Here is a 23,619-nt window from a genome sequence, read left to right on the forward strand (position 1 = left end):
TCAAGCTGACATGCACGCCTCCTAACGCCGCCGCCGAACCGGCAGCAAGGCCGATGGGGGAATCATATCATGCTTACGTTGCGCAGCCTGCTAAAGGCTTCGGCCTCGCTCATCCTCGTGACCGGCCCGCTGACCGCCGCCGCACAGGAAACCGCCGCGACCACCGCCGCCGCGCCGCAGGCCGAACAGGACGACGATGCCGCCGGTCAGGGCGAGGAAATCGTCGTCAACGGCACCTATGCGCGCAGCCTGGCGGCGGGGATCGAGACCAAGCGCCGCGCCGCCTACGGCGTCGACTCGATCAGCTCGACCGATATCGGCAAGTTCCCGACCCAGAATGTCGCCGAGGCGCTTCAGCTGGTCCCCGGCGTCGCGATCACCCGCCCGCGCGGCGAGGGTCTGTATGTCAGCGTCCGTGGCCTGGGGCCGCAGTTCCAGAACACGCTGATGAACGGCCGCACCGTCGCGCTCAACGACCTGATCGAGAATGGCGGCGCGGCCGGGCGCCAGTTCCGTTTCGAGATGCTGCCCGCCGAGTTCACCTCCAGCATCGACGTGGTCAAGACCCCGACCGCCGACATGAGCGAGGGCGCGCTGGGCGGCAATATCGACGTCAAGACCTTCCGCCCGCTGGAGGTCGGCAACAAGACGACGATCAACATGCGCGGCACCTATACCAGCCAGACCAAGGAGGTCCGCCCCAACGTCACCGTGCTGACCAGCGCGAAGAACAGCGACGGCACCTTCGGCATCCTGGCGGGCGCGCAATATTGGGCCAAGACGGTCCGCAACGACCGCTTCATGAATTTCGGCTGGCTGCTCAACCGCTACACTGATGCGGCGCGCGGCGGCGCCCCGGCGGGCCTCTACTCGCCGACCCGCACCCGTCCGACCGTCGAGACCGAGGATCGCAAGCGCATCTCGGGGATCGTCTCGGCCCAGTGGCAACCGACGCCCGAGCTTCAGACGACGCTCGACGTCGTCGCGACGCGGCTCGACGTCGCCTATGACGAGTTCGGCCTCGACATCTATCCCGACGACGCCAACGTCACGATCGGCGGCGTGAAGCAGCCCTCGACCGTGCTCCAGCCCGGCTATACGGTCGTCGGCGACACGATCACCAAGGCGACCATCGCCAATGCCCGCTTCATGGCGTCGCGCGAATACAGCCTGAACCGCCACGACCTGATCACCATCGGGCTGAAGCAGGCTTGGAACCCCGATCGCTGGCACGTCACCGCCAACGTCAACTGGTCGGCCGCGCACAGCTATCACCCCGACTACAAGACCGGCACGGTGCGCAGCCGCGCCTATTTCATCGCGCCGCTGAGCTATGACGCCAGCGGCGGCTATCAGAACATGCCGACCTTCACCACGCCGGTCGACGTCACCAACCCGGCCAATTACAAGCTCTACCAGTTCAACATCGCGCCCAAGGACAGCAAGGACTGGGACTTCTATTCTCGCCTCGATGTCGGCCATGATTTCGACGGCTTCCTGTCGAAGCTGGCGGCGGGCGGCGAATATCACTGGCGCAAGCGCGACTATTTCCGCCGCGATTACCTGATCGACACCGCGACCAATCAGCCGCTGACCAGCCTGGGCGCGGGCGCCTATCAGCAGGTGCCGTACGGCGATTTCCTGTCGGGCGTGTCGGGCAATGCCTTCCGCAACTGGCTGGTGCCGGTGACCGACGCCTATGTCGGCAATTTCTTCACCCCCGCCATCCAGGGCCAGCCGCTGACCAATGGCGACCTGCGCTCGTCCTTCGTGGTGAGCGAGAAGATCGCCGCCGCCTATGTTCGCGCCGATTACCAGTTCGATGCCGGTTCGGTGCCCGTCACCGGCAATCTGGGCGTCCGCTATGTCCACACCGATCAGGTGGCGAGCGGCACGCTGACCAGCGGCAACACCGCCACGCCGGTCAGCTATCCCAAGACGTTCAACAACGTCCTGCCCAGCTTCAACCTGCGCGCCGACCTGACGCCCAAGCTGGTCGGCCGCCTGGCCGCCAGCCGGGTGCTGACCCGTCCCAACGTCACCGACACCGCGCCGCGCATCACCGTGTCGACCGACGCGGCCACCGCCAGCGGCGGCAACCCGCAGCTGGTGCCCTTCCTCGCGACCCAGTTCGACGGATCGCTGGAATGGTATTTCGCGCCGTCGGGGATGCTGTCAGGCGCGGTCTTCTACAAGGCGATGGACGATTACATCACCCAGTCGAATACCGAGATCACCATTCCGGGTCGCGGCACCGTCCGCCTGTCCAGCTCGGTCAATGGCGGCAATGCCAAGGTCTATGGTGCCGAAGCCGCGTACAGCCAGGTCTTCACCTTCCTGCCCCAGCCCTTCGACGGCTTCGGCGTGCAGGGCTCCTATACCCATACGGAAGTGAAGGCCGACTACACCGCCGGTTCGCGCACCATCAAGGACCAGCTGATCGGCCTGTCGAAGAACAGCTTCAACCTGGTCGGCTTCTACGACAAGGGGCCGCTGTCGGCGCGACTCTCCTATGTCTGGCGCGACAAATATCTGTCGAGCACGGGCAGCACGGTGCAGGCGCCGACCTATGTGGCGGCCTTCGGTTCGCTCGACGGCCAGCTCTCGGTGCGCGCCGCCGACAATCTGACGCTCAGCCTGGAGGGGATCAACATCGCGGGGGCGCATCAGGACACCTATAACGACAACAGCCTGCGCTTCGGCGAGATCAACTATTATGGCCGGACGATCCTGTTCGGCATTCGGGCGGAATTCTGATGAAGCGCATCCTCACCCTGGCGGCGGTCCTTGCGACCGCCGCCGCCCCGGCGCCGCAGCGGCCGCTTCGGATGAACGACATCCAGGTCGTCGGATCGCACAACAGCTACAAGCAGCGGATCGCGCCCACCGTCTTCGCCGAACTCGAACGCCGCGACCCCAAGCTCGCCGCCGCGCTCGACTATGACCATCTGACGCTGGCGCAGCAGCTCGACCGGGGCGTGCGCCAGCTGGAGATCGACATCTTCGCCGACCCCGAAGGGGGCCGCTTCGCGCATCCGGCGGGCGAGAAACTGGCGCGCGCAGCGGGCGAGCGGACGGACTTCGATGAAGCGGCGATGATGAAGCCGGGCTTCAAGGTCTTCCATATTCCGGAAGTCGATTACCGCTCCTGCGGCACGTTCAAGCGGTGCCTCGGCCAGATCGACGCCTGGTCGCGCGCGCATCCGCGCCACCTGCCGATCATGGTGACGATCAACGCCGCCGACCGGCCGATCAACAAGCCCGGCGTCACCGATCCCCTCCCGCTGACCGCGCCGCTGCTCGATGCGCTGGACGGCGAAATCCGCGACGTGCTCAAGCCGGAGCGGATCATCACGCCGGACGATGTCCGCGGGAACGCCGCCACGCTGCGCGAGGCGGTGACCACCAAAGGCTGGCCGACGCTGGAGCAGGCACGCGGCAAGATCTATTTCGTGCTCGACACCCCCAGCGACGTGTCCGACCGCTATCGCGCCGGGCATCCCTCGCTGAAGGGGCGGGCGATCTTCGGCTGGTACGACAGCGACCAGCCCGAGGCTTCGGTCGAGATCGTCGGCGATCCGCGCACCGATGGCGCGAAGATTCGCGAATGGGTGAAGCAGGGCTTCATCGTCCGCACCCGCACCGATGCCGACACGGTCGAGGCGCGGTCGAACGACCATCGTCGCCAGCAGGCCGCGATCGACAGCGGCGCGCAGGCGGTGTCGACCGACTATTATCCCGGCGCGCCGCGCCGCCCGTGGAGCCAGGGCTTCACCGTCACCCTGCCCGGCGGGGTGATGGAGCGCTGCAACCCGGTGACCCAGCCGGTCGGGTGCACGCTGCCGCAATAACATCTCATTCCTCCCCTTACAGGGGAAGAAAAAGTGTCCGGCCGCTGACGCCCTTTTCATCTCGGGGCAAGGCGGGGTTCAGCCATCATCCGCCACTTTACCCTCCGATGAAGCCTGCGCCGCGTCGGCGTGTGGCGGGAACGGAAGAAGCGGTGCATGACGCGAACCGCGAGCCTGTTGATGATAGCCCCGGTCCTGATGACCGCGATCCCGGCCCATGCCGCCGATCCGGCGCGCGACGCAGCCTGGGCCGAGCGGCTCGGCTGGGGTCCGTCGGCCGCGCCCGATACGGGCCCGGCGCCGGGCAGCGACGCCTGGCTGCGCGGACAGCTGGATGCGACGCCCGCCCCCCTCCCCCCGGCGGTGCAGGCGCAGATCGATGCGATGCGCATCTCGAAGGAGCCCGTCGCCGCGCTGGTCGTCGAGACCGACGCGCTGCAACGCGACGCCAATCTGCTGACCGATCCCGACCGCAAAAAGGCCGCGCGCGAGGTCTATCAAAAGGCGATGAATGCGCTCGCCGACGAGGCGCGGCAGCGTTTCGTGCTGCGCGCCCTCTATGCGCCCGACCCGTTGCGCGAGCGGATGACCTGGTTCTGGTTCAACCATTTCAACGTCCAGGCGGGCAAGCGCGATATTCGGGCGATGGTCGGCGATTATGAGGACACGATCCGCACCCATGCGCTGGGCCGGTTCCGCGACCTGCTGGAGGCGACGCTGCGCCATCCGGCGATGCTGCGCTATCTGGACAATGACCAGAATGCGCGTGGCAAGATCAACGAGAATTACGCGCGCGAGATCATGGAGCTTCACTCCATGGGCGTCGGTTCGGGCTATACCCAGGCCGATGTGCAGGAACTGGCGCGCATCCTGACCGGGGTCGGCGTCGACCAGAAACCCGATGCCCCCAGGCTGAAGCCCGAGCTCCAGCCGCTCTATCTCCGGGCCGGGCTGTTCGAGTTCAACCCGGCCCGCCACGATTTCGGGACCAAGCATTTCCTGGGCCATGAGATCAAAGGATCGGGCTTTGCCGAGGTGGAGCAGGCGCTCGACCTGATCGCCGACAGCCCGGCGACCGCGCATCACATCGCGCAGAAGATGGCGACCTATTTCACCGGCGACACGCCCCCGCCCGCTTTGGTCGAACGGATGGCGGCGACCTTTCGCCGGACGCATGGCGACATTGCCGCCGTCCTGAAGACGATGATCCGGTCGCGCGAATTCGCGGCATCGGCGGGCCGGGGGTTCAAGGATCCGGTCGACTATACGCTGTCGGCCGTCCGGCTGGCCTATGGCGACCGGGTGATCGCCAATCCCCAGCCGGTCGTCGGCTGGATCCGCCAGATGGGCGAAGGGCTGTACGATCATGAGACCCCCGACGGCTATGACCTGACCAGCGCGGGCTGGTCGGCGCCGGGGCAGATGGCGACGCGGTTCGATATCGCGCGCCAGATCGGCGGCGGCGCGGCGCGGCTGTTCCAGCCCCCCGACGCCGCACCCGGCACCCCGCCGCCACCCGCCCCGCCGCCCGCGCTGAAGGATTCGCCCGTTCTCACCAAGCGGATGGCGACGCTGGGCAAGCCGACCCTGGCCGCGCTGGCGCAGGCGCGCTCGCCCGCCGAATGGAACGCGCTCTATTTCTCCTCGCCCGAATTCATGCATCGATAGGAGGATGGCATGACGATCCCGCCCCTGCATCGCCGCGATCTGTTGAAGGGCGCCGCCGCCATGGCGCCGATGGTCGTCGCCGGCCGCGCCTTCGCCGCACCGCAGGCGGGCAGCCGCTTGCTGGTCGTGTTCCTGCGCGGCGCCTATGACGCGGTGAACATCGTCAGCCCCAGCGGCAGCGACTTTTATCGCCAGTCGCGCCCGACGATCGCGCTGGCCCGGCCCGATCCGGCCGATCCCCATGCGCCGCTGCCGCTGGACGCCGACTGGGCGCTCCACCCGGCGCTGAAGGACACGATCCTGCCGCTATGGCAGGCGCGACAGATCGCCTTCGTGCCGTTCGCGGGCACCGACGATATGAGCCGCAGCCATTTCGAGACCCAGGACACGATCGAGCTGGGCCAGCCGGTCGGCGGGCATCGCGATTATGGCTCGGGCTTCATGGCGCGGCTGGCGGATATCCTCGGCACGGGCGAGCGGCCGATCGCCTTCACCGACCAGCTGCCGCTCTGCTTTCGCGGCGGCGAGGACCCGATCCCCAATCTCGCGCTCGCCAATGTCGGCAAGCCGATCGACCAGCGCCAGGCCGCGCTGATCCAGAGCATGTATGCCGGTCATCCCGAACTCGCCCGTTCGGTCAGCGAAGGCTTTGCGGTGCGCGACACCGTCTACCGGACGCTGGACCAGGAGATGAAGGCCGCCAGCCGCGGCGCGGTGTCGCCCAAGGGCTTTGCCCTGTCGGCGCAGCGGATCGGGACGCTGATGCGCGACCGGTTCAACCTGGCCTTTGTCGATGTCGGCGGCTGGGACACGCATGTGAACCAGGGCGGCGCGACCGGCTATCTGGCCGACCGGATCGGCGAACTGGGCCGCGGGCTGGCGGGATTCGTGCAGGCGATCGGGCCCGAGGCATGGCGCACGACGACGGTCGTCGTGGTGTCCGAATTTGGCCGCACCTTCCGCGAGAATGGCGATCGGGGCACCGATCACGGCCATGGCAGCATCTATTGGGTGCTGGGCGGCGGCGTGTCCGGCGGCCGGATGGCGGGCGATCAGGTCGCGCTGTCCGCCGCCACGCTCAACCAGAATCGCGACCTGCCGGTGCTGACCGATTACCGCGCGTTGATCGGCGGGCTGGTCGGCCGCCAGTTCGGCCTGTCGGGCGAACGTCTGGCGACCCTGTTCCCCGGCACCCGCGCGAGCGATCTGAAGCTGGTCTAGCGCCGATCGCCATTCAGGATTGCCTTTCCTTCCCTCGCCCCTCGTAGAGGGGAGAGGGTTGCGCAGACTTGGCCTTTGCGAAAGCAAAGGCTTAGTCGGAGCTGGGTGAGGGGTGGGCGCTCGCCCTGCGAGCGCGCGAGCCTATAGGCTCGCTCAACCCCTCACCCAAGCTGCGCTAGCCAGCAGGCTGGCAAGCTTCGCTAACCCTCTCCCCTGTCCAGGGGAGAGGGAAGAAGAAGCAATGCTGAATGTCGATCGACTCTACGTCAGGCCGAAAGCCGCAACGGCACCGCCTGATCGCGGGCGCGGATGTCGTCCAGCACATCGTCGAGCGTCAGCTCGGCCAGCTTGTCCTCCAGCGCCTCGCGCACCGGGGTCAGCATCGATTCGAGGCTGGCGGTGATATGCCGGTCGATCAGCCCGTCGCCCTCGGGCGGCTGGCGGTGAAAGGCGAAGAAGTTTCGATCCTCCACCGCCTGATAGACATCGACCAGCCGGATTTCCGCCGATCGCCGGGCCAGCATCGCGCCGCCGCGATTGCCCAGTTGCGACCGGGTCAGCCCGGCGCTCGCCAGTCGGAGCAGCAGCGCGCGGACCACCGCCGCGTTGGAATTGACGCTGAGCGCGATGTCTTCCGAGCGCAGGGGCGTATCGCCATGGTTGGCCATGAGCGCAAGCATATGCAGCGAAACGACAAAACGCGTGCTGGTCGGCAAGAAACGTTGCTCCTTATTCCTTCGTCCCATGATCCGTCCGCGCGGGCACAGGCCTCACCCTCTTATGGCCGGATCGGGCCGAACACGCAATTCATAACTCATGTTATTTTTGCATATTCCCGCTGCGTAAACGCGCAAGTCCGCATCCGTATCCGGCCCCACCATCAGGAAAATATAATGGGGCCAAGGATATGCGAGGCGCGACGGAACGCCGCCCGCCTTAGCGGGCGGGTGCAGGCGCGGGCAGGCGGATCTCGAACAGCTCGGGCCAGTTCTTGCCGGTGACGAAGATGCGATGCTTCACCCGGTCGAAGGCGATGCCGTTGGCGACCGAGTCGGGATCGGTCAGCCCGACCCGCGCGATCAGGTCGCCCAGATCGATCACCCCGACCACCTGCCCCGAACCGGGATCGATCCGCACGATATAGCGGGTCATCCAGACATTGGCCCAGATCTGCCCGTCGATATATTCCAGCTCGTTCAGGTTCTTGAGCGGCCGTCCGTTCACCGTCACGTCCAGCGTGCGCGCGACCTTCATCGTCGCGGGGTCGAGGAAGCGCAGGCGCGGCGTGCCGTCCGACAGGATGATTCGATGCCCGTCATCGGTCATCGCCCAGCCCTCGCCCTCATAGCGCCATTCGCCGACCCGCTTGAGCGCCGGGCGGCTCCAGCGGAAACCCCGCCCGCCATGCCAGGTGACGCTGCGCAGTTCCTTACCCCAGGCGACGATGCCCTCGCCGAACAGGCCGTCGGGGACGATCGCCTGGCGCTGGGTCTTGCCGGTGGCCAGGTCGACCTGGCGGATCACGCTCTGCCCCTCGCGCCCCGTGCTTTCGTACATCGTGCCGTCGGCGATCAGCAGCCCTTCGGTGAAGGCGGTCGTGTCGTGCGGATAGGCGCGGACCAGCTCGGGCTTCTCGACCACCGGCGGGGCCGGTGCAGCGGGAGCCGTCTGCTGCGCCGCCGCCGGAATCGCCAGGGCGAGCGCCAGGATCGGGGCGAGCCGGATCACAGCGTGCGCACCAGCCGCGCCACCCGCGCGATCCAGGCGGGGGCCGCCACCGTCACGCCGGCAGCACCGGGTTCGAGCGGCAGCAGGCGGAGCGTGTCGTCCCCCACCCCCGCCAGCCGGGCAAAGACATAGCCGCCGACGGCGCGCGGCACGAGGATATCGCGATTCATGGCGTCGGCGAACCTATCGGGCGCCAGCGGTTCGCACCAGAGCTCATCGCCCGCCCGGTAGTCGCCGACCGCACCGGTGACGGTGACGGCGATCATCCCCGGCGTCGCACAGGGCGGCGAGACGGCGCGCGCGCTGCGCGGTGCCACCGCCCCGCGCGGCCCCAGCAGCGCGGCCACCGGCAGCGTCTCGCGCACCGGCAGCGTGACCAGATCGGCGGTGGTGCAGCCCAGCGCGGCGGCGATGCGGTTGAGCCAGGGCAGCGACACGGTCCGCGTCCCCATCTCCAGCCGCCCGATCGTCTGCGGCGTGGTCGGCGGGCAACAGGCGCGCGCGACATCGTCCAGCGTCATGCCCTTGGCCCGCCGCACTTCCCGGATCGCGGTGATCATGTCCCTGTGCCCCTCCAATCCCTGCCGGCGGTCAGCCGGTCCGGCGCCCGCGCTGCTGGCGGAGCCCGTCCGGCTGGGCTAAGCGCCGAGCCATATTCTGTCGGAGTTATCGCCCATGCGGTTCGAGATCGTCAAATGCCATGGTTCGGGCAATGATTTCCCGATGATCGACGCACGCGCCCTGACGCTCAGCGAAGCGGAATGGGCCGGGGTCGCGCGCGCGCTGGCGAACCGCGCGGGGCCGGTTGGGGGCGATGGCTTGCTGCTGCTGGTCCCCGGCGACGACCGCGCCGCCTTTGGCATGGTGATGCGCAACAGCGACGGCAGCGAGGCCGAGACCTGCCTGAACGGCGTCCGCTGCGTCGCGCGCGCCGGGTTCGAGGCGCTGGGGATCGAGGCCGCGACGGTGCGGCTCAAGACCTCGCACGCCGATGCGGTCCATGACGCCGATCTGGCGCCGGGCGTCTATACGGTGCGCGAGACCGCCGGGCCCGCCGGGCTGTCGACCGCCGCCTGGCCGATCCATGGCGCGCCCGACCGGCTGGTCGAGGCGGTGCTGCCCATGCTCGATGCCGGGCGGCGCTTCACCGCAGTCACCATGCCCAATCCGCATCTCGTCCATTTCGTCGACGCGGTGGACGAGGCCGAGCTGGTCCGGCTGGGCGGCATTTGCGAGGCCGCACCCGACTGGCTGCCCAACCGCGCCAATGTCTCGTTCGTGGAGGTACGCGGCGACGCGCTGTTCGTCCGGACCTTCGAGCGCGGGGTGGGCCTGACCGACAGCTGCGGCAGCGCGATGGCGGCATCCACCTATGCCGCCTGCCTGACCGGGCGGATCGGCTGGGACGTGCCGACCGTGGTGTTCAACCGGGGCGGGCTGGTCCGCGCCTTCGCGCAGGCGGACGGCATGGTCACGCTGTCGGGCAATGCGACCTATGAATGGGCGGGCTCGGTCACGGTCGACCTGGCGAGCGAAACCGCCAGCGACCTGGTGGTGGAACGGCATTTCCCCGACGAGCGCGCGGCGTGGGAGGCGGCCCGGCGGGGTTGAGGGACGCGCGTATCGGGCGTGGCCTTCGACTTCGCTCAGGCTGAACGGAGTTTGGGGTAAGGGACGAACGGGCAAATCTTGCGGGGAGCATGGACGGGCCAACATCTCGCCAGAGACAATTCCCCCGCTCCGTTCAGCCTGAGCGAAGTCGAAGGCCACAGGAAAACGCGCGCGGCAAGCATCGACCATCCCGATGCCCCCTCGCCCCCACGCAACGCAACGTCCCGCCGACGCGTTATCCCGCCATGCTCCCCGTCCGCCGCCAGATTGCCGACCAGATCCGCGACGTCGTCGGCAGTCGCGACCTCGACCTGACCCGGCCGCCGGGCGATGACGGGCTGTTCGGCCCCGGTTCGGCGACCTGGGCGGTGCATGGCGATTTCACCGCGATGATGGCGGGCGGCATCGCCTCGCTGCTGATCCAGATGCTCCATCCCGCCGCGCTGGCCGGGGTCTGGGACCATAGCGATTTCCGCCGCGACATGGCGGGGCGGCTGCGGCGGACCGCCGGGTTCATCTCGGTCACCACCTATGGCGCGACCGAGGCGGCCGAGCAGGTGATCGCGCGGGTGCGCCACGTGCATGACCGGGTGAAGGGCACGCTGCCCGACGGCACCCCCTATGCCGCCAACGATCCGCACCTGCTGACCTTCGTGCACGCCGCCGAGGTCGACAGCTTCCTGCGCGCGCACCGCACCTATCGCGACCCCGATTTCTCCGATGAACAGGCCGACCGCTATCTGGCCGAGATGGCGCAGATCGCGCGCCGCCTGGGGGCCGTGGACGTGCCCGAGGACCGGCACCAGCTTGCCCGGTTCCTCGCCTCGGTGCGCGGCGAATTGCGGGTCGATGCACGGACCCGCAGCGTCGCCCGCGTGCTGCTCAACCAGCCCGCCCCCAGCCCCGCGCTCGCGCCGGTCAGCAACTGGCTGACCCAGGCGGGGATCGCGCTGCTGCCCGACTGGGCGGCGCGGCTGCATGGCCTGGACGGCGCGGTCGCGATGCGTCCCGCCATCCGGGCGGGCACGCGGCGGCTGGGCGGCGCGATCCGCTGGGCGCTGGCGCGCTAGGCTCAGCCCAGCCGCCGCAGCGCCGCCAGATAGGCGCGCATCCCCTCCAGCGCGCGGTCGGTCAGCACCATGAAGGCGCGGCGGCGATCGGCGGGATCGGGCTGGCGCGCGAACAGCCCCGCCTCGGTCATCTTGCCGATCCAGCGCAGCGCGGTGGTCGGCGCGACGGCGGCGGCGATGCACAGGCTGGACACCGACACGCGGTGCCCCTCCAGATGCGCGGCATAGAGATCGAGCAGCATGTCCCAGGCGGGTTCCTCGAACAGTCCCTCCCCGAACAGCCCGTCGCGCAGCCGCCGCGCGCGGATCATCCGGCGGACGATCTCGGCATCGCCCGGCTGGGCGCGCGCGGTGGCGGCGTGGAAACTCTGATGCCGGTCGCCGACTCCGCCGCGCCCCTCCTCCTCGCCCTGCACCGACAGCCGCGCCAGCACCTCGGCGATCCGGGCGACCTCGGCGTTCAGCTGGCGCAGCCGTTCGGATTCGCCCTCATGGACATGGCCGTGCAGCATCGACGCGCCGCCATTGGTCGCCCCCGCCACCGCCAGCGCGGCGACCAGCTCCAGCTCGCTCGCGTCGCACAGCATCACGACGCGCGGGCCGAGCAGCATCGCGGCGACCAGGTCAATATCGGCGGTCGGCAGGCTGACCAGCACCGGCAGGTCGAGCGCGGTCGCCACCGCGTCGATCCGCGCCAGCGCCACCTCCATCGCCAGCGCCTCCGCGCCGTGCGTGTCGATCATCAGCAGCGGCCGCCCCGCCTGCCGCCCGATCTCCTCGGCGACCGCGGGCCAGTCGATCGCGCGCATCACCCGCCCGCCGGCCTGCCGCACCGCCTGCCCCGCCGCGCCGCTCAGCGCGGGCGCGCTGATGACGACGACCGGAAATCCGTCCCCATAAGGGTCTAGCTGTTCCACACCTGCTCCCCGCCGCCCGCCATGGCGGGCTTTCGATCACGGTCGCAGCATGACCGGCCCGGCGGAGCCGCCGCCCCGCCGTCGCCATCGTCGCTGCGACCGGGATGACGTCCGGGAGTCGACGTCAGTCCGAATCGGACGCTCAGCCGAGCGCCTTGACGATCTCTTCGACCATCTTCTTCGCGTCCGCCAGCAGCATCATGGTGTTGTCGCGATAAAATAGCTCGTTATCGACACCGGCATAGCCGACGCCGCCCATCGACCGCTTGATGAACAACACCGTCTTGGCCTTTTCCACATCGAGCACCGGCATGCCGTAGATGGGCGAGGACTTGTCGGTCTTGGCCGCCGGGTTGGTCACGTCGTTCGCGCCGATGACGAAGGCGACGTCGGTCTGCGCGAACTCGGCGTTGATGTCCTCCAGTTCGAACACCTCGTCATAGGGCACGTTCGCTTCGGCCAGCAGGACGTTCATATGGCCGGGCATCCGCCCCGCGACCGGATGGATGGCGTATTTGACGCGCACGCCCTCCTTCTTGAGCAGGTCGCCCATCTCGCGCAGGACATGCTGCGCCTGCGCCACCGCCATGCCGTAACCGGGGACGATGACGACCTGTTCGGCCTGGCTCATCAGGAAGGCCGCGTCCTCCGCGCTGCCGCGCTTCCACGGCCGGTCGGTCGCCGCCGCAGCCCCGCCCCCCGCATCGCTCGCGCCGAAGCCGCCCGCGATCACGCTGACGAAGCTGCGGTTCATCGCCCGGCACATGATATAGGACAGGATCGCGCCCGAACTGCCGACCAGCGCGCCGGTCACGATCATCGCCGTACTGTGCAGGGTGAAGCCCATCGCGGCGGCGGCCCAGCCCGAATAGCTGTTCAGCATCGACACCACGACCGGCATGTCCGCGCCGCCGATGGGCACGATCAGCAGAAAGCCGATGACGAAGGACAGGAGCGTGATCGTCCAGAAGATCCACGGTGCCTGGTCGCGCGTGAACATCGCCACGAGGAGGACGATCGCGCCGAGCAGCCCCGCGTTCAGCGCATGGCGGCCGGGCAGCAGGATCGGCTTGCCCCCCATATTGCCGTTGAGCTTCAGGAAGGCGATCACCGAGCCGGAAAAGGTGATCGCGCCGATCGCGACGCCCAATGCCATCTCGACCCGGCTGACGACATGGATGCTGGCAAAGGGCTGTCCGATCATCGGCACCACCATGTCGGCGATGTCGAAGGCGACCGGGTTCAGGAAGGCGGCACAGGCGACCGCGACGGCGGCGAGTCCGACGAGCGAGTGGAAGGCGGCGACCAGCTGCGGCATCGCGGTCATGGCGATGCGGCGCGCGGTGGTGATGCCGATCGCCGCACCCAAGCCGATGGCAGCAAGGATTTCGAGAACGGCAACCCAATCAATCTGAGAACCAAAGGGGCAAATTGCCTCTCCGATTTCACATGCCGTCGTCCAACCGGAGCCGATCGATGGCACATGCGTCACCAGCGTCATGACGACGGCAATCGCCATGCCGATCATGCCGAAGCGGTTGCCCCGCTGGCTGGTCGTCGGGCTCGACAATCCGCGCAGCGCCAGGATGAAGCACACCCCCGCCACCAGATAGGCAAGCGAAACCCAGGGGTTTGCGGCAACGGCCTCGACCGCAGGGGCGAGCGGCGCGGGCGGCACGGGGGCGATCACGAGCGCTTCTCCTTCTTGCGGTACATGGCGAGCATCCGCTGCGTCACCGCGAAGCCGCCGAAGATGTTGATGCTGGCCAGCACCACGGCGCCCAGCCCCAGCCACTTGGCCACGCCCGAACCCGTCGCCCCAGAGGATGCGGCGGACGCAATCAGCGCCCCGACGATGATGACCGAGGAAATGGCGTTGGTCACCGCCATCAACGGCGTGTGCAGCGCGGGCGTCACCGACCAGACGACATAATAGCCGACGAAACACGCCAGCACGAAGATCGACAGGATCGATACGAAGTCCATCTTATTCCTCCCCGAGGTGGCGGTTGGCGGCGGTGGCGAGGATATGGCCGGTCACGCCCTCGATGTTTTTCCGGATATCGATCGCTGCGATACGAAGGGTAATCAGGCCGCGATGTGCGAACCAGCGATCCCTGGCCTCGTCGCGTGCCGGTCGATCGCCACGTCCATGCGCTTCGCTATCCACCTCAACGACCAGTCTTGCCTCGTGACAGTAGAAGTCGGCGATATAGGGGCCTGACGGATGCTGACGCCGGAATTTGTAGCCACCAGGACGTCGGCGGAGCACCTGCCACAACGTGATTTCGGGTGCCGACATCGCCCGCCGCAAACCCCGCGCCCGACCGCCGATCCCTTCGTCGCCCTGTAACATCCTAATTCCTCCCCTTTAAGGGGAGGTGGCGCGCGCAGCGCGTCGGAGGGGTGTCCCCCTCTCGAGAACGCGACACCCCTCCGTCAGGGCTTCGCCCTGCCACCTCCCCTTGCAGGGGAGGAAATAGGGTCACGACTGCAACCTCGGGTTCACCACCTGCCCGCCCCGTGTCAGCCGGATCGCGTCGCCGATCTCCGCGTCCAGCACCGGGCGTCCGGCGTCCTTGTCCCAGAAGGCGGCCAGGAAATTGTGCAGGTTGCGCGCGAACAGTGCCGAGGCGTCGGCGGCCAGGCGGCCCGGCATGTTGCGGTGGCCGATGATCGTGACGCCGTGGCGCGTCACCACCTCGCCCGCCACCGCGCCCTCGACATTGCCGCCCGCCTCGACCGCCAGGTCGACGATGACGCTGCCCGGCCGCATCGTCGCGACCTGCGCATCCGTCACCAGCCGCGGCGCGGGGCGGCCGGGGATCAGCGCGGTGGTGATGACGATGTCCTGCCTGGCGATATGTCCCGCGACCAGTTGGGCCTGGGCGGCGCGATATTCCTCGCTCGTCTCGCCCGCATAGCCGCCGGTGCCCTCGCCCTCGATCCCCGCCACGCCCTCGACGAAGATCGGCTTGGCGCCCAGCGACTGGATCTGCTCCCGGGTGGCCGAGCGGACATCGGTGGCCGACACCTGCGCGCCCAGCCGCCGCGCGGTCGCGATCGCCTGGAGCCCCGCGACGCCCACCCCCATCACGAAGACGCGCGCCGCCGGGATCGTCCCCGCCGCCGTCATCATCATCGGCAAAGCGCGGCCATAGGCGTTCGCCGCCTCCAGCACCGCCTTGTACCCGGCCAGATTGGATTGGGACGACAATATGTCCATCGACTGGGCGCGGGTGATGCGCGGCATCAGGTCCATCGCCAGCGCCTCCAGCCCGGCGGCGGCATAGCCCGCGACCGTCTCGTGCCGCCGGAACGGATCGAAGGCCGCGACCACCCAGGCGCCCTCGCCCACACCGCGCAGCCCCTCGACCTCGGGCGCCTGGACCGCCAGGACGATCCCCGCCCCCGCCAGCACCTCGCCGCGTTCGGCGACGGTCGCGCCCGCCTGTTCGTAATCGCCATCGGCGATCCCCGCCGCCTGTCCCGCGCCGCGCTCGACCGCCAGCGTCGCGCCCAGCGCTGTCAGCTTGCGCACCGTCTCCGGCGTGGCGGCGACGCGGCTCTCGTCCCCGGCCGTCTCCCGCAGCACCGCGATATGCACGCCCATCACATCACGCGATCAGCCAGAGGACGATCGCCACCAGAATGGCGACGCCGATCGATCCCCATTTCAGCATTCCGATCATCCGATCATAGGTCGCGACATGCGCCTTCATGTCGCCGGTGCCGGTCTCGTTGGCCGCCATGATCCTCACCCTTGCTGTCGGCATGCGAAAGTGGGTCCTTCCGCATTCACCGGATCAGGAGCTTATTCACCGGCACAGGCGGATCAACCCCGAAATGGCCCACGGGTCGTAACGGCGCAAAATCGAACGCTTGGGTCGCAATATAAGACGTGCCTTTGCGTCGTGTTTCGGACATTGTCCCGAATTAACGCAGATTTTAACAAAGTTGCGCCATCCAGGGGGCAACGGGGACTACGGGACGGTTTATGACGCGCAACGGCCAACGTTTGCTGCTGCTGATCGACGACGAACCTGCGCAACGGCGACTGATTGCCGCTTTGGCGCAGCGCGGCGGCTGGCGCACGCTGTTCGCGACCGATGCCGATATGGCGGCCTCCGTCCTGGGTTCGGTGCAGGGGCGCGAGTTGGACGCCGTGCTGATCGACCATTGGGCACCCGGCGCGGACGCGACCGCCCTGATCGCCGATTGCCATGCGCTTCGCCCCGAACTGCCCATCCTGATGCTGACCGCCAATGACTCGGTGGCGCAGGCGGTGGCGGCGATGCGCGCGGGCGCGACCGACTTCCTGGTCAAGCCGCTGGCCCCCGAGCGCCTGCTCGGTGCGCTGGAGGCGGCGGTCGCCGCGCAGACCAGCGGCGAGCTTCGCCCGCTGACCGAGAAGATCCCCGCGCTGCTCGCCTTTGACGATATCGTCGGCGACGCCCCCGAATTCCGCGCCGCGCTGGCCGTCGCCGCCAAGGCCGCGCGCGCCCGCGTGTCGGTGCTGCTGGAGGGCGAAGGCGGCGTCGGCAAGGAATCGCTGGCCGAGGCGATCCATGCCGCCTCCCCCCGCGCCGATCGGCCGATGCTGCGCGTCAACTGCGCCGCCACCCCCGCCAACCAGCTCGACAGCATCATCTTCGGCCATGAGGAAGGCGCCTTTGCCGGCGCGTTCGAGCGGCGGATCGGCAAGATGGTCGAGGCGGACGGATCGACCCTGTTCCTCGACGAGATTTCGGGCATGCCGCTCGACACGCAGGCGCGGCTGCTCGACATGCTCCACACCGGGGCGATCGTGCCGCTGGGCGCCCGCCACGCGCGCGAGGTCGATGTCCGCGTCATCGCCGCCTCCGACGGACGCCTGCTGGAAGCGGTCGAGGCGGGGCGGTTCCGCGAGGACCTTTATTACAAGCTCAACACCGTTCATGTCGCGATCCCGCCGCTGCGCGACCGCGCGGACGACGTGCCCGCGCTGGCAAGGCATCTGCTCGACCGGATCGCGCAACAGCCAGGGCTGCGCTGGCTGGGCATCACCGAGGACGCGCTCGACCTGCTGCGCCGCTATGACTGGCCGGGCAATGTCCGCCAGTTGCAGAACGCGCTCTTCCGCGCCGCCGTGCTGTGCGAGGGCGATGTGCTCAACGCCTCGGATTTCCCGCAGATCGCCTCGCTCGGCGACCGGCCCTCGGCGACGACCGGCGCAGCGAACGGGATGCACAATGGCGGGATCAACCTGTTCCGCCCCGACGGCAATCTGCGCCCGCTGGAGGATATCGAGGCCGATGTCATCCGCCTAGCGATCGGCCATTATCGCGGCCGCATGACCGAGGTCGCGCGGCGGCTGGGGATCGGGCGTTCGACGCTCTATCGCAAGCTGGGCGAGCTGGGCATCGACAACGCCGCCTGACCTCTCCCCCGGTTCGGCCGGGGGAAGACGGCAGGAATCTTACCAGAGCACGCCGTCGACCGGCTTCATCGGTTCGGGTGCGGGGTCGCCGATCGCCTGGAGCAGGTCGATCTCGATCGTCCGGCACATCGCGCTCAGCGGCAGGTCGTGGACCGTGTCGGAAAAGGGATCGACCAGATCGTCGCCGATCTGCAACGCGGCCAGGAACATCAGCCCCGCGATCGACGAGCCGACCGGCGTGGCGAAGCCCAGCGTCTCGACCAGCCCGATCGGCAGCAGCACGCAGAACAGCCGAGTGAAGAAGGCCGGGATGAAGCGATACTGGTTGGGCAGCGGTGTGTTCTTCAGCCGCTCCATGCCGCCCTGCGAATTGGCGATGTCGACCAGCACCGATTCCATCTGGGTCTGCTGGATGGTGTCGATCCAGCCCTTGCGACGGGCATCGTCGATCCGGCGGCCGGTGCCGTCGAGCAGCCCATTGGCGGTGTTGGTCCGCGCCAGCGCGGGCTCCGCTTCGCCGCGCGACAGGAAGCGCAGCACCTCGGTATCGACCGGCTGCTTGCGCAACTGGCAGCGCAGGGCGTTCACATAGGCGATCTGGCGCAGCACGATCGATCGCTTCATGTCGTGCGCCTCGGGATCGGGCAGGAAGTTGCGCGCGCTGCGTGCGATGTTGCGCGAGGCGTTGATCATCAGGCCCCAGAGCTGCCGCCCCTCCCACCAGCGCTGATAGGCCGAGTTGGTGCGAAACCCCAGGAACAGCGCGAGCGCGGTGCCGAACAGGGTCAGCGGCAGCGACGGCGCCTTGAACGGCAGGACATAATAGGCGACCGTGACGATCACGTCCCAGATGAACAGCGCCAGCAGGGGACGCCATACCTCGGAAATGATGATGCGGGTGCGTGGTACGGCATCAACGATCAAATCAGGTCTCCCTTGTCATCCACGATGCGCTGCAACGCGATAATGCGCCGAATGGATGCGCGTCCGAAATAAGCGAGCGCCGCCGCGGGGAAAGGGGCGCGGCCCGCCGGAAACCAAACGTCACGAACCGGCCACAGAGTCGCCGCCGTCCGGAAGGCCGTCGAAACGACGCCAAGCCGTTCTTCCGCCTTTATTTATCCCCCGGCGCCGAGCGCGGCGGGGCGTCGTGCGGCGCACCGACGCTTGCCCGCCGCACGCCCGGCGGGCATGACGAAAAAATATGAGCGTCACGCCCCCGCCCCGCATCCTGATCGTCGCCGGTTCCGATTCAGGCGGGGGCGCCGGGATACAGGCGGACATCAAGACGGTGGCGATGCTCGGCGGCCATCCGATGACCGCGATCACCGCCATCACCGCGCAGAATACGCTGGGCGTGCAGGCGGTGCACCCGGTGCCGACCGCGATGGTGATGGCGCAGATCGACAGCGTGCTGACCGATATCGGCGCGGACGCGGTCAAGATCGGGATGATCGGATCGGCCGAAACCGCGCATGCGCTGGCCGACCGGCTGGAGACGCTGGACCTTCCGGTCGTGTTCGACCCCGTGATGATCGCGACCAGCGGGTCGGTGCTGGCCGATGCCGATGTCATCGCCGCCTTTCGCCGGTTCCTGGGGCTGGCCGCGCTGACCACCCCCAACCTGCCCGAACTCGCCGCGCTGGGGGGCGAGGCGATGGTCCGGCACCAGACGCGCGCGCTGCTGGTCAAGGGCGGCCATGGCGAGGGCCCGGTGATCGAGGACCGGCTGGTCGCGCCCGGCGGCGAGCAACGCTGGCAGCATCCCCGGCTCGACACGCGCTCGACCCATGGCACTGGCTGTACCCTGGCCAGCGCGATCGCGACCGGGCTGGGCCAGGGCATGGCGCTGGCGGATTCGGTCGACCGCGCCATCGCCTTCGTCCAGGCCGCGCTCGCCGCCGCACCGGGGCTGGGCCAGGGGCATGGCCCGATGGGGCATGGGCTGGGCATGGTCCCCTTCTATCACCTGCTCGCCGCGATCAGCCGCGAAGGCTGGGACGCCGCCGCCTTTGCGGCGCGCTGGGGGTAGCCCCATTCCTCCCCTTCAAGGGGAGGAATGGGCATCTTCCTATCCCGCTCGCACCACGATAAAGCCCCCGCCATGGTCGATCACAGCTTTCCCATGCCCCTGTGCGGCGTGGACGAGGCGGGGCGCGGGCCGCTGGCGGGGCCGGTGGTCGCGGCCGCCGTCATCCTTCCCGAACGGGACTGCCCCGGCGGCATCAACGATTCCAAGAAGCTGACCGAGAAGACCCGCGCGCGCCTCTGTGCCGAGATCCGCGCCTGCGCGGTGGTCGGCGTGGGGATCGTCCATCCCGAGGAGATCGACCGGCTCAACATCTATTGGGCGACGATGAAGGCGATGACGCTGGCGGTCGACGCGGTGGTCGAGAGGCTGGGCGGCCACCCCGCGCATGTGCTGGTCGACGGCAACCGCCTGCCCAAATGGGGCTATGCCGCCACCGCGATCGTCGGAGGCGATGCCAAGTCGCTGGCGATCGGCGCGGCCTCGATCGTGGCCAAGCATGTCCGCGACGAGATGATGATCGCGGCGGCCGAGCAATGGCCCGCTTATGGCTGGCACAGCAACAAGGGGTATGGATCGGCAACGCATCTGGCGGCGCTGCGCGAACATGGCCCCTCGCCGCTCCATCGCCGCAGCTTCGCCCCCGTGGCGCAATGTTATCTGGACCTTTGATCCCGCGATCGGACAGGGCGAGGATTTTACGGGCGACCCGAGTCGCAATCGCCACACCCCGTCCCTTGGGGGCGAAGTTATCCACACCCCCAATATCTGCCACGAAATCGCAATACGTCGCCGAATCTGGCGGAATCACGCGAGTCGCGCATGCGAATCGCCTCTTGACGTGTGACTCATTCCGGGTGGATGCGAGGGTTCGAGGGTAGAAGGAACATAGCATGGGGGTGATCCAGACGGTGGCAAAGCCGATCGGGACGCGGCCGGTATCGGCGCACCGCGAAAGCGACCTGCCGCTCGACCAGATCCTGATGGGCGACTGTATCGCGGCGCTCCGCTCGCTGCCCGACAAGTCGGTCGACATGGTGTTCGCCGACCCCCCCTATAACCTCCAGCTCGGCGGCGAGCTGTTCCGCCCCGATGGCAGCCATGTCGACGCCGTCACCGACGCCTGGGACAAGTTCGACACCTTCGCCGCCTATGACGCCTTCACCCGCGCCTGGCTGGCGGAATGCTACCGCGTCCTCAAGGACAATGGCTCGCTCTGGGTCATCGGCAGCTATCACAACATCTTCCGCGTCGGGACCGCGGTGCAGGATCTGGGCTTCTGGATCCTCAACGACATCATCTGGCGCAAGTCCAACCCCATGCCCAATTTCAAGGGCACCCGCTTCACCAACGCGCACGAGACGCTGATCTGGGCCTCGAAGGGCGAGAAGGCCAAATACACCTTCAACTATCGCTCGATGAAGACGCTGAACGACGAGATCCAGATGCGGTCGGACTGGGAATTTCCGATCTGCGGCGGTCAGGAGCGGTTGAAGAAGGACGGACACAAGGTCCACCCGACCCAGAAGCCCGAGGCTTTGCTCTATCGCATCCTGCTGGCCTGCACCCGGCCCGGCGACGTGATCGCGGACCCGTTCTTCGGCACCGGCACGACCGGCGCGGTGGCCAAGCGGCTGGGCCGCCGCTGGATCGGGATCGAGCGCGAGCCGACCTATTGCGCGGCCGCGATCGAGCGGATCGAGGCCGCGCTGCCGCTCGACGAAAGCGCATTGGCCACGATGCAGAGCCCCAAGGCCCAGCCCAAGGTGGCGTTCGGCACGCTGGTCGAAAATGGCTATCTGATGCCCGGCATGCCGTTGATGGATGCCAAGCGCAAATGGCGCGCGACGGTCCGCGCGGACGGCTCGCTGCTGTCCGATTGCGGGCAGGCGGGGTCGATCCACCGGCTGGGCTCGCTGCTTCAGAACCGGCCGACCTGCAATGGCTGGACCTTCTGGCATTACGAACTGGAAGGCGCGCTGAAACCGATCGACGCGATGCGCCAGACCTGGCTGCTGGCGACGCAGCCGTAAAACGATCCTCCCCGGCACGGGGAGGGGGACCACCGCAAAGCGGTGGTGGAGGGGGATCGCCGCACAGGACGCCCTATGTGGCAGCCCCCCCTCCGTCAGGGCTTCGCCCTGCCACCTCCCCGTGCCGGGGAGGATTTTAGGACAAGATCATGCACCTGCGCCCCATCCAGTTCGTCGATACCCCTGTGGGCCTGGAAGACGGCAGCGCCCTGCGTCTGGCGGGCGGGATGCAGTGGTTCTCGGCCTATGAGGTCCGCGAAGGAACCAGCCGTCGCATCGTCCCCGTTGCGCGCTTCGCAGCGGAACTGGGCGGCTCGCCGCGTGCCGAGGCGCAGCATGCCGCCTTCACCGCTCCCCGTGCGCCCTGGGTGATGGGGCCGCGCACGCTGCGTTTCGACCAGCCTCAGGTCGCCGCCATCCTGAACGTCACCCCCGACAGCTTCTCCGACGGCGGCAAGCATGTCGGCGATCCGGCCGCCGCCGCCGATAGCGGCATGGCGATGGCCGCGATGGGCGCGAGCGTGATCGACCTGGGCGGCGAGTCCACCCGCCCCGGCGCGGCCACCGTGTGGGAAGGCGACGAGATCGCCCGCACCGCCCCCGTCATCGAACGGCTGGCGCGCGGCGGCGCATTGGTGTCGATCGACACGCGCAAGGCCGCCGTCATGGAGGCGGCGCTCGCGGCGGGTGCGGGCATCGTCAACGATGTCGCCGCGCTCCTGTGGGACGACCGCGCGCTGGAGGTGGTGGCGAAGGCGGGCTGCCCCGTGATCCTGATGCACTCCCCCGACCCCGACAAGGGCGGGCATGGCCGGGTCGGTTACGGCGATGTGCTGACGGACGTGTTCGACTGGCTGGAGGCGCGGGTCGCGGCGGTGGTGGCCGCCGGGGTCGATCGGTCGCGGATCATGGTCGATCCGGGCATCGGCTTCGGCAAGTCGCTGGCCGACAATCTCGCGCTGATCAACGGGCTGGCCCTTTTCCATGGCCTGGGCTGCCCCATCATGCTGGGGGCCAGCCGCAAGCGGATGATCGGTGCGCTGTCGAACGAAGCCCCGGTCGATGCCCGGCTCGGCGGTTCGCTGGCGCTGGCGCTGAAGGGGGCGGAGGCGGGCGTGCAGTTGATCCGCGTGCACGACGTGGCCGAGACGGTGCAGGCGCTGCACGTCTGGCGCGGCCTGCGCGACCGCGCCCTGATGGGATAGCACGGGGGACAAGCCCCTCGCTTTTCGCGCCCCGAACGCCCACATAGGGGCCATGCAGCGTCCCCAGCCCCAGATTATCCGTGTCATCGACCTGGAGACGACCGGACAGGCCCCGCCCACCCACGGCGTGTGCGAGATCGGGTGGCAGGACGTGGCGCTGGGCAAGGACGGCCGTTGGGAGCTGGAGGGCGAAGGCGGCAATATCCTGGTCAATCCCGGCCGTCCGATTCCGCCGATCACCCAGGCGATCCACCATATCCTGGACGAGCAGGTCGCCGACGCCCCCTGGTGGCACGACGTCGCGCGGCGCGTGCTCGACCCCTGGCCGCGTCGCCTGGCGCTGGCAGCGCACCGCGCCGATTTCGAGCAGCAATATTGCACCCCCGCCATGACCCAGTCCGCCGACTGGATCTGTACCTGGAAATGCGCGCTACGCCTGTGGCCCGACAGCCCCAGCTTCTCCAACCAGGTCCTGCGCTACTGGCGCAAGCCCGCCGGGCTGGTGCATGAGCGCGGCCTGCCCATCCACCGCGCCTTTCCCGACGCCTATGTCACCGCGCACCATCTGCGCGACCAGCTGAACGAGGCGGGCCTGGCGCAGCTGCTGGAATGGTCGCGCAGCCCCGGCCTGTTGCCGCGCGTCCGCTATGGCCCGGATCGCGGCAAGGACTGGCGCGAGATCGACGAGGATTCGCTGATCGGGTTCCTGACCGACCGCGATCCCGATGTCCGCTTCACCGCCGAAACCGAGATGGCGCGGCGGCAGGGCGGCGGCCATGTCGGCCGCCCCAGCCCGCAGCAAATGCTGCTGTAACGGCAGCGCAACTTCTCTGGTATCCACGACATTCCTCCGATAAGGCGTCGCGT

At 68.4% G+C, this 23,619-nt stretch carries 22 protein-coding genes; 12 read left to right on the top strand and 10 right to left on the bottom strand.

What is annotated here, in order from left to right; all coding sequences use genetic code 11:
* The first annotated feature begins 69 nt into the window (after window positions 1-69).
* The 4 genes from ACFX59_RS13385 to ACFX59_RS13400 all read left to right on the top strand — a co-directional run bounded on the left by ACFX59_RS13385 (window position 70) and on the right by ACFX59_RS13400 (window position 6,740).
* A complete protein-coding gene (locus ACFX59_RS13385) occupies window positions 70-2,757 on the top strand; it encodes a TonB-dependent receptor (RefSeq protein WP_387432775.1) in 2,688 nt (895 codons plus the stop codon).
* The gene (locus ACFX59_RS13390) at window positions 2,757-3,851 is read left to right on the top strand and encodes a phosphatidylinositol-specific phospholipase C1-like protein (protein WP_387432776.1); all 1,095 of its coding nucleotides are present in this window, start codon (window positions 2,757-2,759) and stop codon (window positions 3,849-3,851) included. Before ACFX59_RS13385 ends, ACFX59_RS13390 begins: the two co-directional genes overlap by 1 nt.
* Window positions 3,852-4,007: 156 nt before the next feature.
* Complete coding sequence (locus ACFX59_RS13395) at window positions 4,008-5,519, top strand: DUF1800 domain-containing protein (RefSeq protein ID WP_387432778.1); 1,512 nt, start codon at window positions 4,008-4,010, stop codon at window positions 5,517-5,519.
* 9 nt (window positions 5,520-5,528) lie between these two features.
* Window positions 5,529-6,740, top strand: a complete 1,212-nt coding sequence (locus ACFX59_RS13400) for a DUF1501 domain-containing protein (RefSeq protein ID WP_387432779.1) — start codon at window positions 5,529-5,531, stop codon at window positions 6,738-6,740.
* A 266-nt stretch (window positions 6,741-7,006) separates the two neighbouring features.
* Here the strand turns inward: ACFX59_RS13400 and ACFX59_RS13405 are convergent, their stop codons facing one another.
* From ACFX59_RS13405 to ACFX59_RS13415, 3 genes are all read right to left on the bottom strand, one after another.
* Window positions 7,007-7,456, bottom strand: coding sequence for an Rrf2 family transcriptional regulator (locus ACFX59_RS13405; protein ID WP_387432780.1), 450 nt, complete (start codon window positions 7,454-7,456; stop codon window positions 7,007-7,009).
* A gap of 220 nt (window positions 7,457-7,676) precedes the next feature.
* Complete coding sequence (locus ACFX59_RS13410) at window positions 7,677-8,468, bottom strand: glutaminyl-peptide cyclotransferase (protein WP_387432782.1); 792 nt, start codon at window positions 8,466-8,468, stop codon at window positions 7,677-7,679.
* On the bottom strand, window positions 8,465-9,028 hold the full coding sequence (locus ACFX59_RS13415; protein ID WP_387432784.1) for a helix-turn-helix domain-containing protein: 564 nt from the start codon (window positions 9,026-9,028) through the stop codon (window positions 8,465-8,467). The genes ACFX59_RS13410 and ACFX59_RS13415 overlap by 4 nt, the downstream gene beginning before the upstream one ends.
* 115 nt (window positions 9,029-9,143) lie before the next feature.
* On the opposite strand from ACFX59_RS13415, the gene dapF reads away from it, so the two are divergent.
* A complete protein-coding gene (gene dapF, locus ACFX59_RS13420) occupies window positions 9,144-10,079 on the top strand; it encodes a diaminopimelate epimerase (RefSeq protein WP_387432786.1) in 936 nt (311 codons plus the stop codon).
* A gap of 245 nt (window positions 10,080-10,324) precedes the next feature.
* Window positions 10,325-11,149 carry an oxygenase MpaB family protein gene (locus tag ACFX59_RS13425; RefSeq protein WP_387432787.1) on the top strand — a complete coding sequence of 275 codons (825 nt, stop codon included), beginning with the start codon at window positions 10,325-10,327 and terminating at the stop codon, window positions 11,147-11,149.
* Window positions 11,150-11,151: 2 nt separating this feature from the next.
* Here ACFX59_RS13425 and ACFX59_RS13430 read toward each other — a convergent pair whose 3' ends face one another.
* The 6 genes from ACFX59_RS13430 to ACFX59_RS13455 all read right to left on the bottom strand — a co-directional run bounded on the left by ACFX59_RS13430 (window position 11,152) and on the right by ACFX59_RS13455 (window position 15,818).
* Window positions 11,152-12,066, bottom strand: coding sequence for a winged helix DNA-binding protein (locus ACFX59_RS13430; protein ID WP_387432788.1), 915 nt, complete (start codon window positions 12,064-12,066; stop codon window positions 11,152-11,154).
* A 142-nt stretch (window positions 12,067-12,208) separates the two neighbouring features.
* Window positions 12,209-13,744 carry an NAD(P)(+) transhydrogenase (Re/Si-specific) subunit beta gene (locus ACFX59_RS13435; protein WP_387432802.1) on the bottom strand — a complete coding sequence of 512 codons (1,536 nt, stop codon included), beginning with the start codon at window positions 13,742-13,744 and terminating at the stop codon, window positions 12,209-12,211.
* 8 nt (window positions 13,745-13,752) lie between these two features.
* Entirely contained in the window at window positions 13,753-14,052 is a 300-nt protein-coding gene (locus tag ACFX59_RS13440; RefSeq protein ID WP_307101104.1) for a proton-translocating transhydrogenase family protein, read from the bottom strand.
* 1 nt (window position 14,053) lies between these two features.
* A complete protein-coding gene (locus ACFX59_RS13445) occupies window positions 14,054-14,422 on the bottom strand; it encodes an endonuclease domain-containing protein (protein WP_387432789.1) in 369 nt (122 codons plus the stop codon).
* A 129-nt stretch (window positions 14,423-14,551) separates the two neighbouring features.
* Entirely contained in the window at window positions 14,552-15,673 is a 1,122-nt protein-coding gene (locus tag ACFX59_RS13450) for an NAD(P) transhydrogenase subunit alpha (protein ID WP_387432803.1), read from the bottom strand.
* A gap of 10 nt (window positions 15,674-15,683) precedes the next feature.
* A complete protein-coding gene (locus ACFX59_RS13455; protein ID WP_307101107.1) occupies window positions 15,684-15,818 on the bottom strand; it encodes an aa3-type cytochrome c oxidase subunit IV in 135 nt (44 codons plus the stop codon).
* A 245-nt stretch (window positions 15,819-16,063) separates the two neighbouring features.
* On the opposite strand from ACFX59_RS13455, the gene ACFX59_RS13460 reads away from it, so the two are divergent.
* Window positions 16,064-17,485, top strand: coding sequence for a sigma-54 dependent transcriptional regulator (locus ACFX59_RS13460; protein ID WP_309697777.1), 1,422 nt, complete (start codon window positions 16,064-16,066; stop codon window positions 17,483-17,485).
* Window positions 17,486-17,524: 39 nt separating this feature from the next.
* Here the strand turns inward: ACFX59_RS13460 and ACFX59_RS13465 are convergent, their stop codons facing one another.
* Window positions 17,525-18,409 carry a bestrophin family protein gene (locus tag ACFX59_RS13465; RefSeq protein WP_307101110.1) on the bottom strand — a complete coding sequence of 295 codons (885 nt, stop codon included), beginning with the start codon at window positions 18,407-18,409 and terminating at the stop codon, window positions 17,525-17,527.
* A 280-nt stretch (window positions 18,410-18,689) separates the two neighbouring features.
* Between ACFX59_RS13465 and thiD the strand changes: the two genes are divergently transcribed.
* The 5 genes from thiD (at window position 18,690) to ACFX59_RS13490 (ending at window position 23,566) form a co-directional block, all read left to right on the top strand.
* Window positions 18,690-19,517 carry a bifunctional hydroxymethylpyrimidine kinase/phosphomethylpyrimidine kinase gene (thiD, locus tag ACFX59_RS13470; RefSeq protein WP_387432791.1) on the top strand — a complete coding sequence of 276 codons (828 nt, stop codon included), beginning with the start codon at window positions 18,690-18,692 and terminating at the stop codon, window positions 19,515-19,517.
* 72 nt (window positions 19,518-19,589) lie between these two features.
* On the top strand, window positions 19,590-20,186 hold the full coding sequence (locus tag ACFX59_RS13475; RefSeq protein ID WP_387432792.1) for a ribonuclease HII: 597 nt from the start codon (window positions 19,590-19,592) through the stop codon (window positions 20,184-20,186).
* A 221-nt stretch (window positions 20,187-20,407) separates the two neighbouring features.
* Window positions 20,408-21,547, top strand: a complete 1,140-nt coding sequence (locus ACFX59_RS13480) for a site-specific DNA-methyltransferase (RefSeq protein ID WP_307101120.1) — start codon at window positions 20,408-20,410, stop codon at window positions 21,545-21,547.
* Window positions 21,548-21,696: 149 nt separating this feature from the next.
* Window positions 21,697-22,752 (top strand): dihydropteroate synthase, encoded by a 1,056-nt coding sequence (folP, locus tag ACFX59_RS13485; RefSeq protein WP_307101122.1) that lies wholly within the window; start codon window positions 21,697-21,699, stop codon window positions 22,750-22,752.
* A 52-nt stretch (window positions 22,753-22,804) separates the two neighbouring features.
* Complete coding sequence (locus ACFX59_RS13490) at window positions 22,805-23,566, top strand: exonuclease domain-containing protein (RefSeq protein WP_307101124.1); 762 nt, start codon at window positions 22,805-22,807, stop codon at window positions 23,564-23,566.
* Window positions 23,567-23,619 lie beyond the last annotated feature (53 nt).

The organism is Sphingomonas sp. NCPPB 2930 (assembly GCF_042867205.1).
In the GTDB taxonomy this organism is placed as follows: Bacteria; Pseudomonadota; Alphaproteobacteria; order Sphingomonadales; family Sphingomonadaceae; genus Sphingomonas.

Bases quoted from the DNA above. Each gene is read 5' to 3' on its own strand.
- ACFX59_RS13415 (WP_387432784.1), bottom strand. From the start codon at position 9,028: ATGATCACCGCGATCCGGGAAGTGCGGCGGGCCAAGGGCATGACGCTG.
- ACFX59_RS13460 (WP_309697777.1), top strand. From the start codon at position 16,064: ATGACGCGCAACGGCCAACGTTTGCTGCTGCTGATCGACGACGAACCT.
- ACFX59_RS13480 (WP_307101120.1), top strand. From the start codon at position 20,408: ATGGGGGTGATCCAGACGGTGGCAAAGCCGATCGGGACGCGGCCGGTA.
- thiD (WP_387432791.1), top strand. From the start codon at position 18,690: ATGAGCGTCACGCCCCCGCCCCGCATCCTGATCGTCGCCGGTTCCGAT.
- ACFX59_RS13400 (WP_387432779.1), top strand. From the start codon at position 5,529: ATGACGATCCCGCCCCTGCATCGCCGCGATCTGTTGAAGGGCGCCGCC.
- ACFX59_RS13395 (WP_387432778.1), top strand. From the start codon at position 4,008: ATGACGCGAACCGCGAGCCTGTTGATGATAGCCCCGGTCCTGATGACC.
- ACFX59_RS13425 (WP_387432787.1), top strand. From the start codon at position 10,325: ATGCTCCCCGTCCGCCGCCAGATTGCCGACCAGATCCGCGACGTCGTC.
- folP (WP_307101122.1), top strand. From the start codon at position 21,697: ATGCACCTGCGCCCCATCCAGTTCGTCGATACCCCTGTGGGCCTGGAA.
- dapF (WP_387432786.1), top strand. From the start codon at position 9,144: ATGCGGTTCGAGATCGTCAAATGCCATGGTTCGGGCAATGATTTCCCG.
- ACFX59_RS13390 (WP_387432776.1), top strand. From the start codon at position 2,757: ATGAAGCGCATCCTCACCCTGGCGGCGGTCCTTGCGACCGCCGCCGCC.
- ACFX59_RS13475 (WP_387432792.1), top strand. From the start codon at position 19,590: ATGGTCGATCACAGCTTTCCCATGCCCCTGTGCGGCGTGGACGAGGCG.
- ACFX59_RS13455 (WP_307101107.1), bottom strand. From the start codon at position 15,818: ATGGCGGCCAACGAGACCGGCACCGGCGACATGAAGGCGCATGTCGCG.
- ACFX59_RS13490 (WP_307101124.1), top strand. From the start codon at position 22,805: ATGCAGCGTCCCCAGCCCCAGATTATCCGTGTCATCGACCTGGAGACG.
- ACFX59_RS13440 (WP_307101104.1), bottom strand. From the start codon at position 14,052: ATGGACTTCGTATCGATCCTGTCGATCTTCGTGCTGGCGTGTTTCGTC.
- ACFX59_RS13385 (WP_387432775.1), top strand. From the start codon at position 70: ATGCTTACGTTGCGCAGCCTGCTAAAGGCTTCGGCCTCGCTCATCCTC.
- ACFX59_RS13445 (WP_387432789.1), bottom strand. From the start codon at position 14,422: ATGTTACAGGGCGACGAAGGGATCGGCGGTCGGGCGCGGGGTTTGCGG.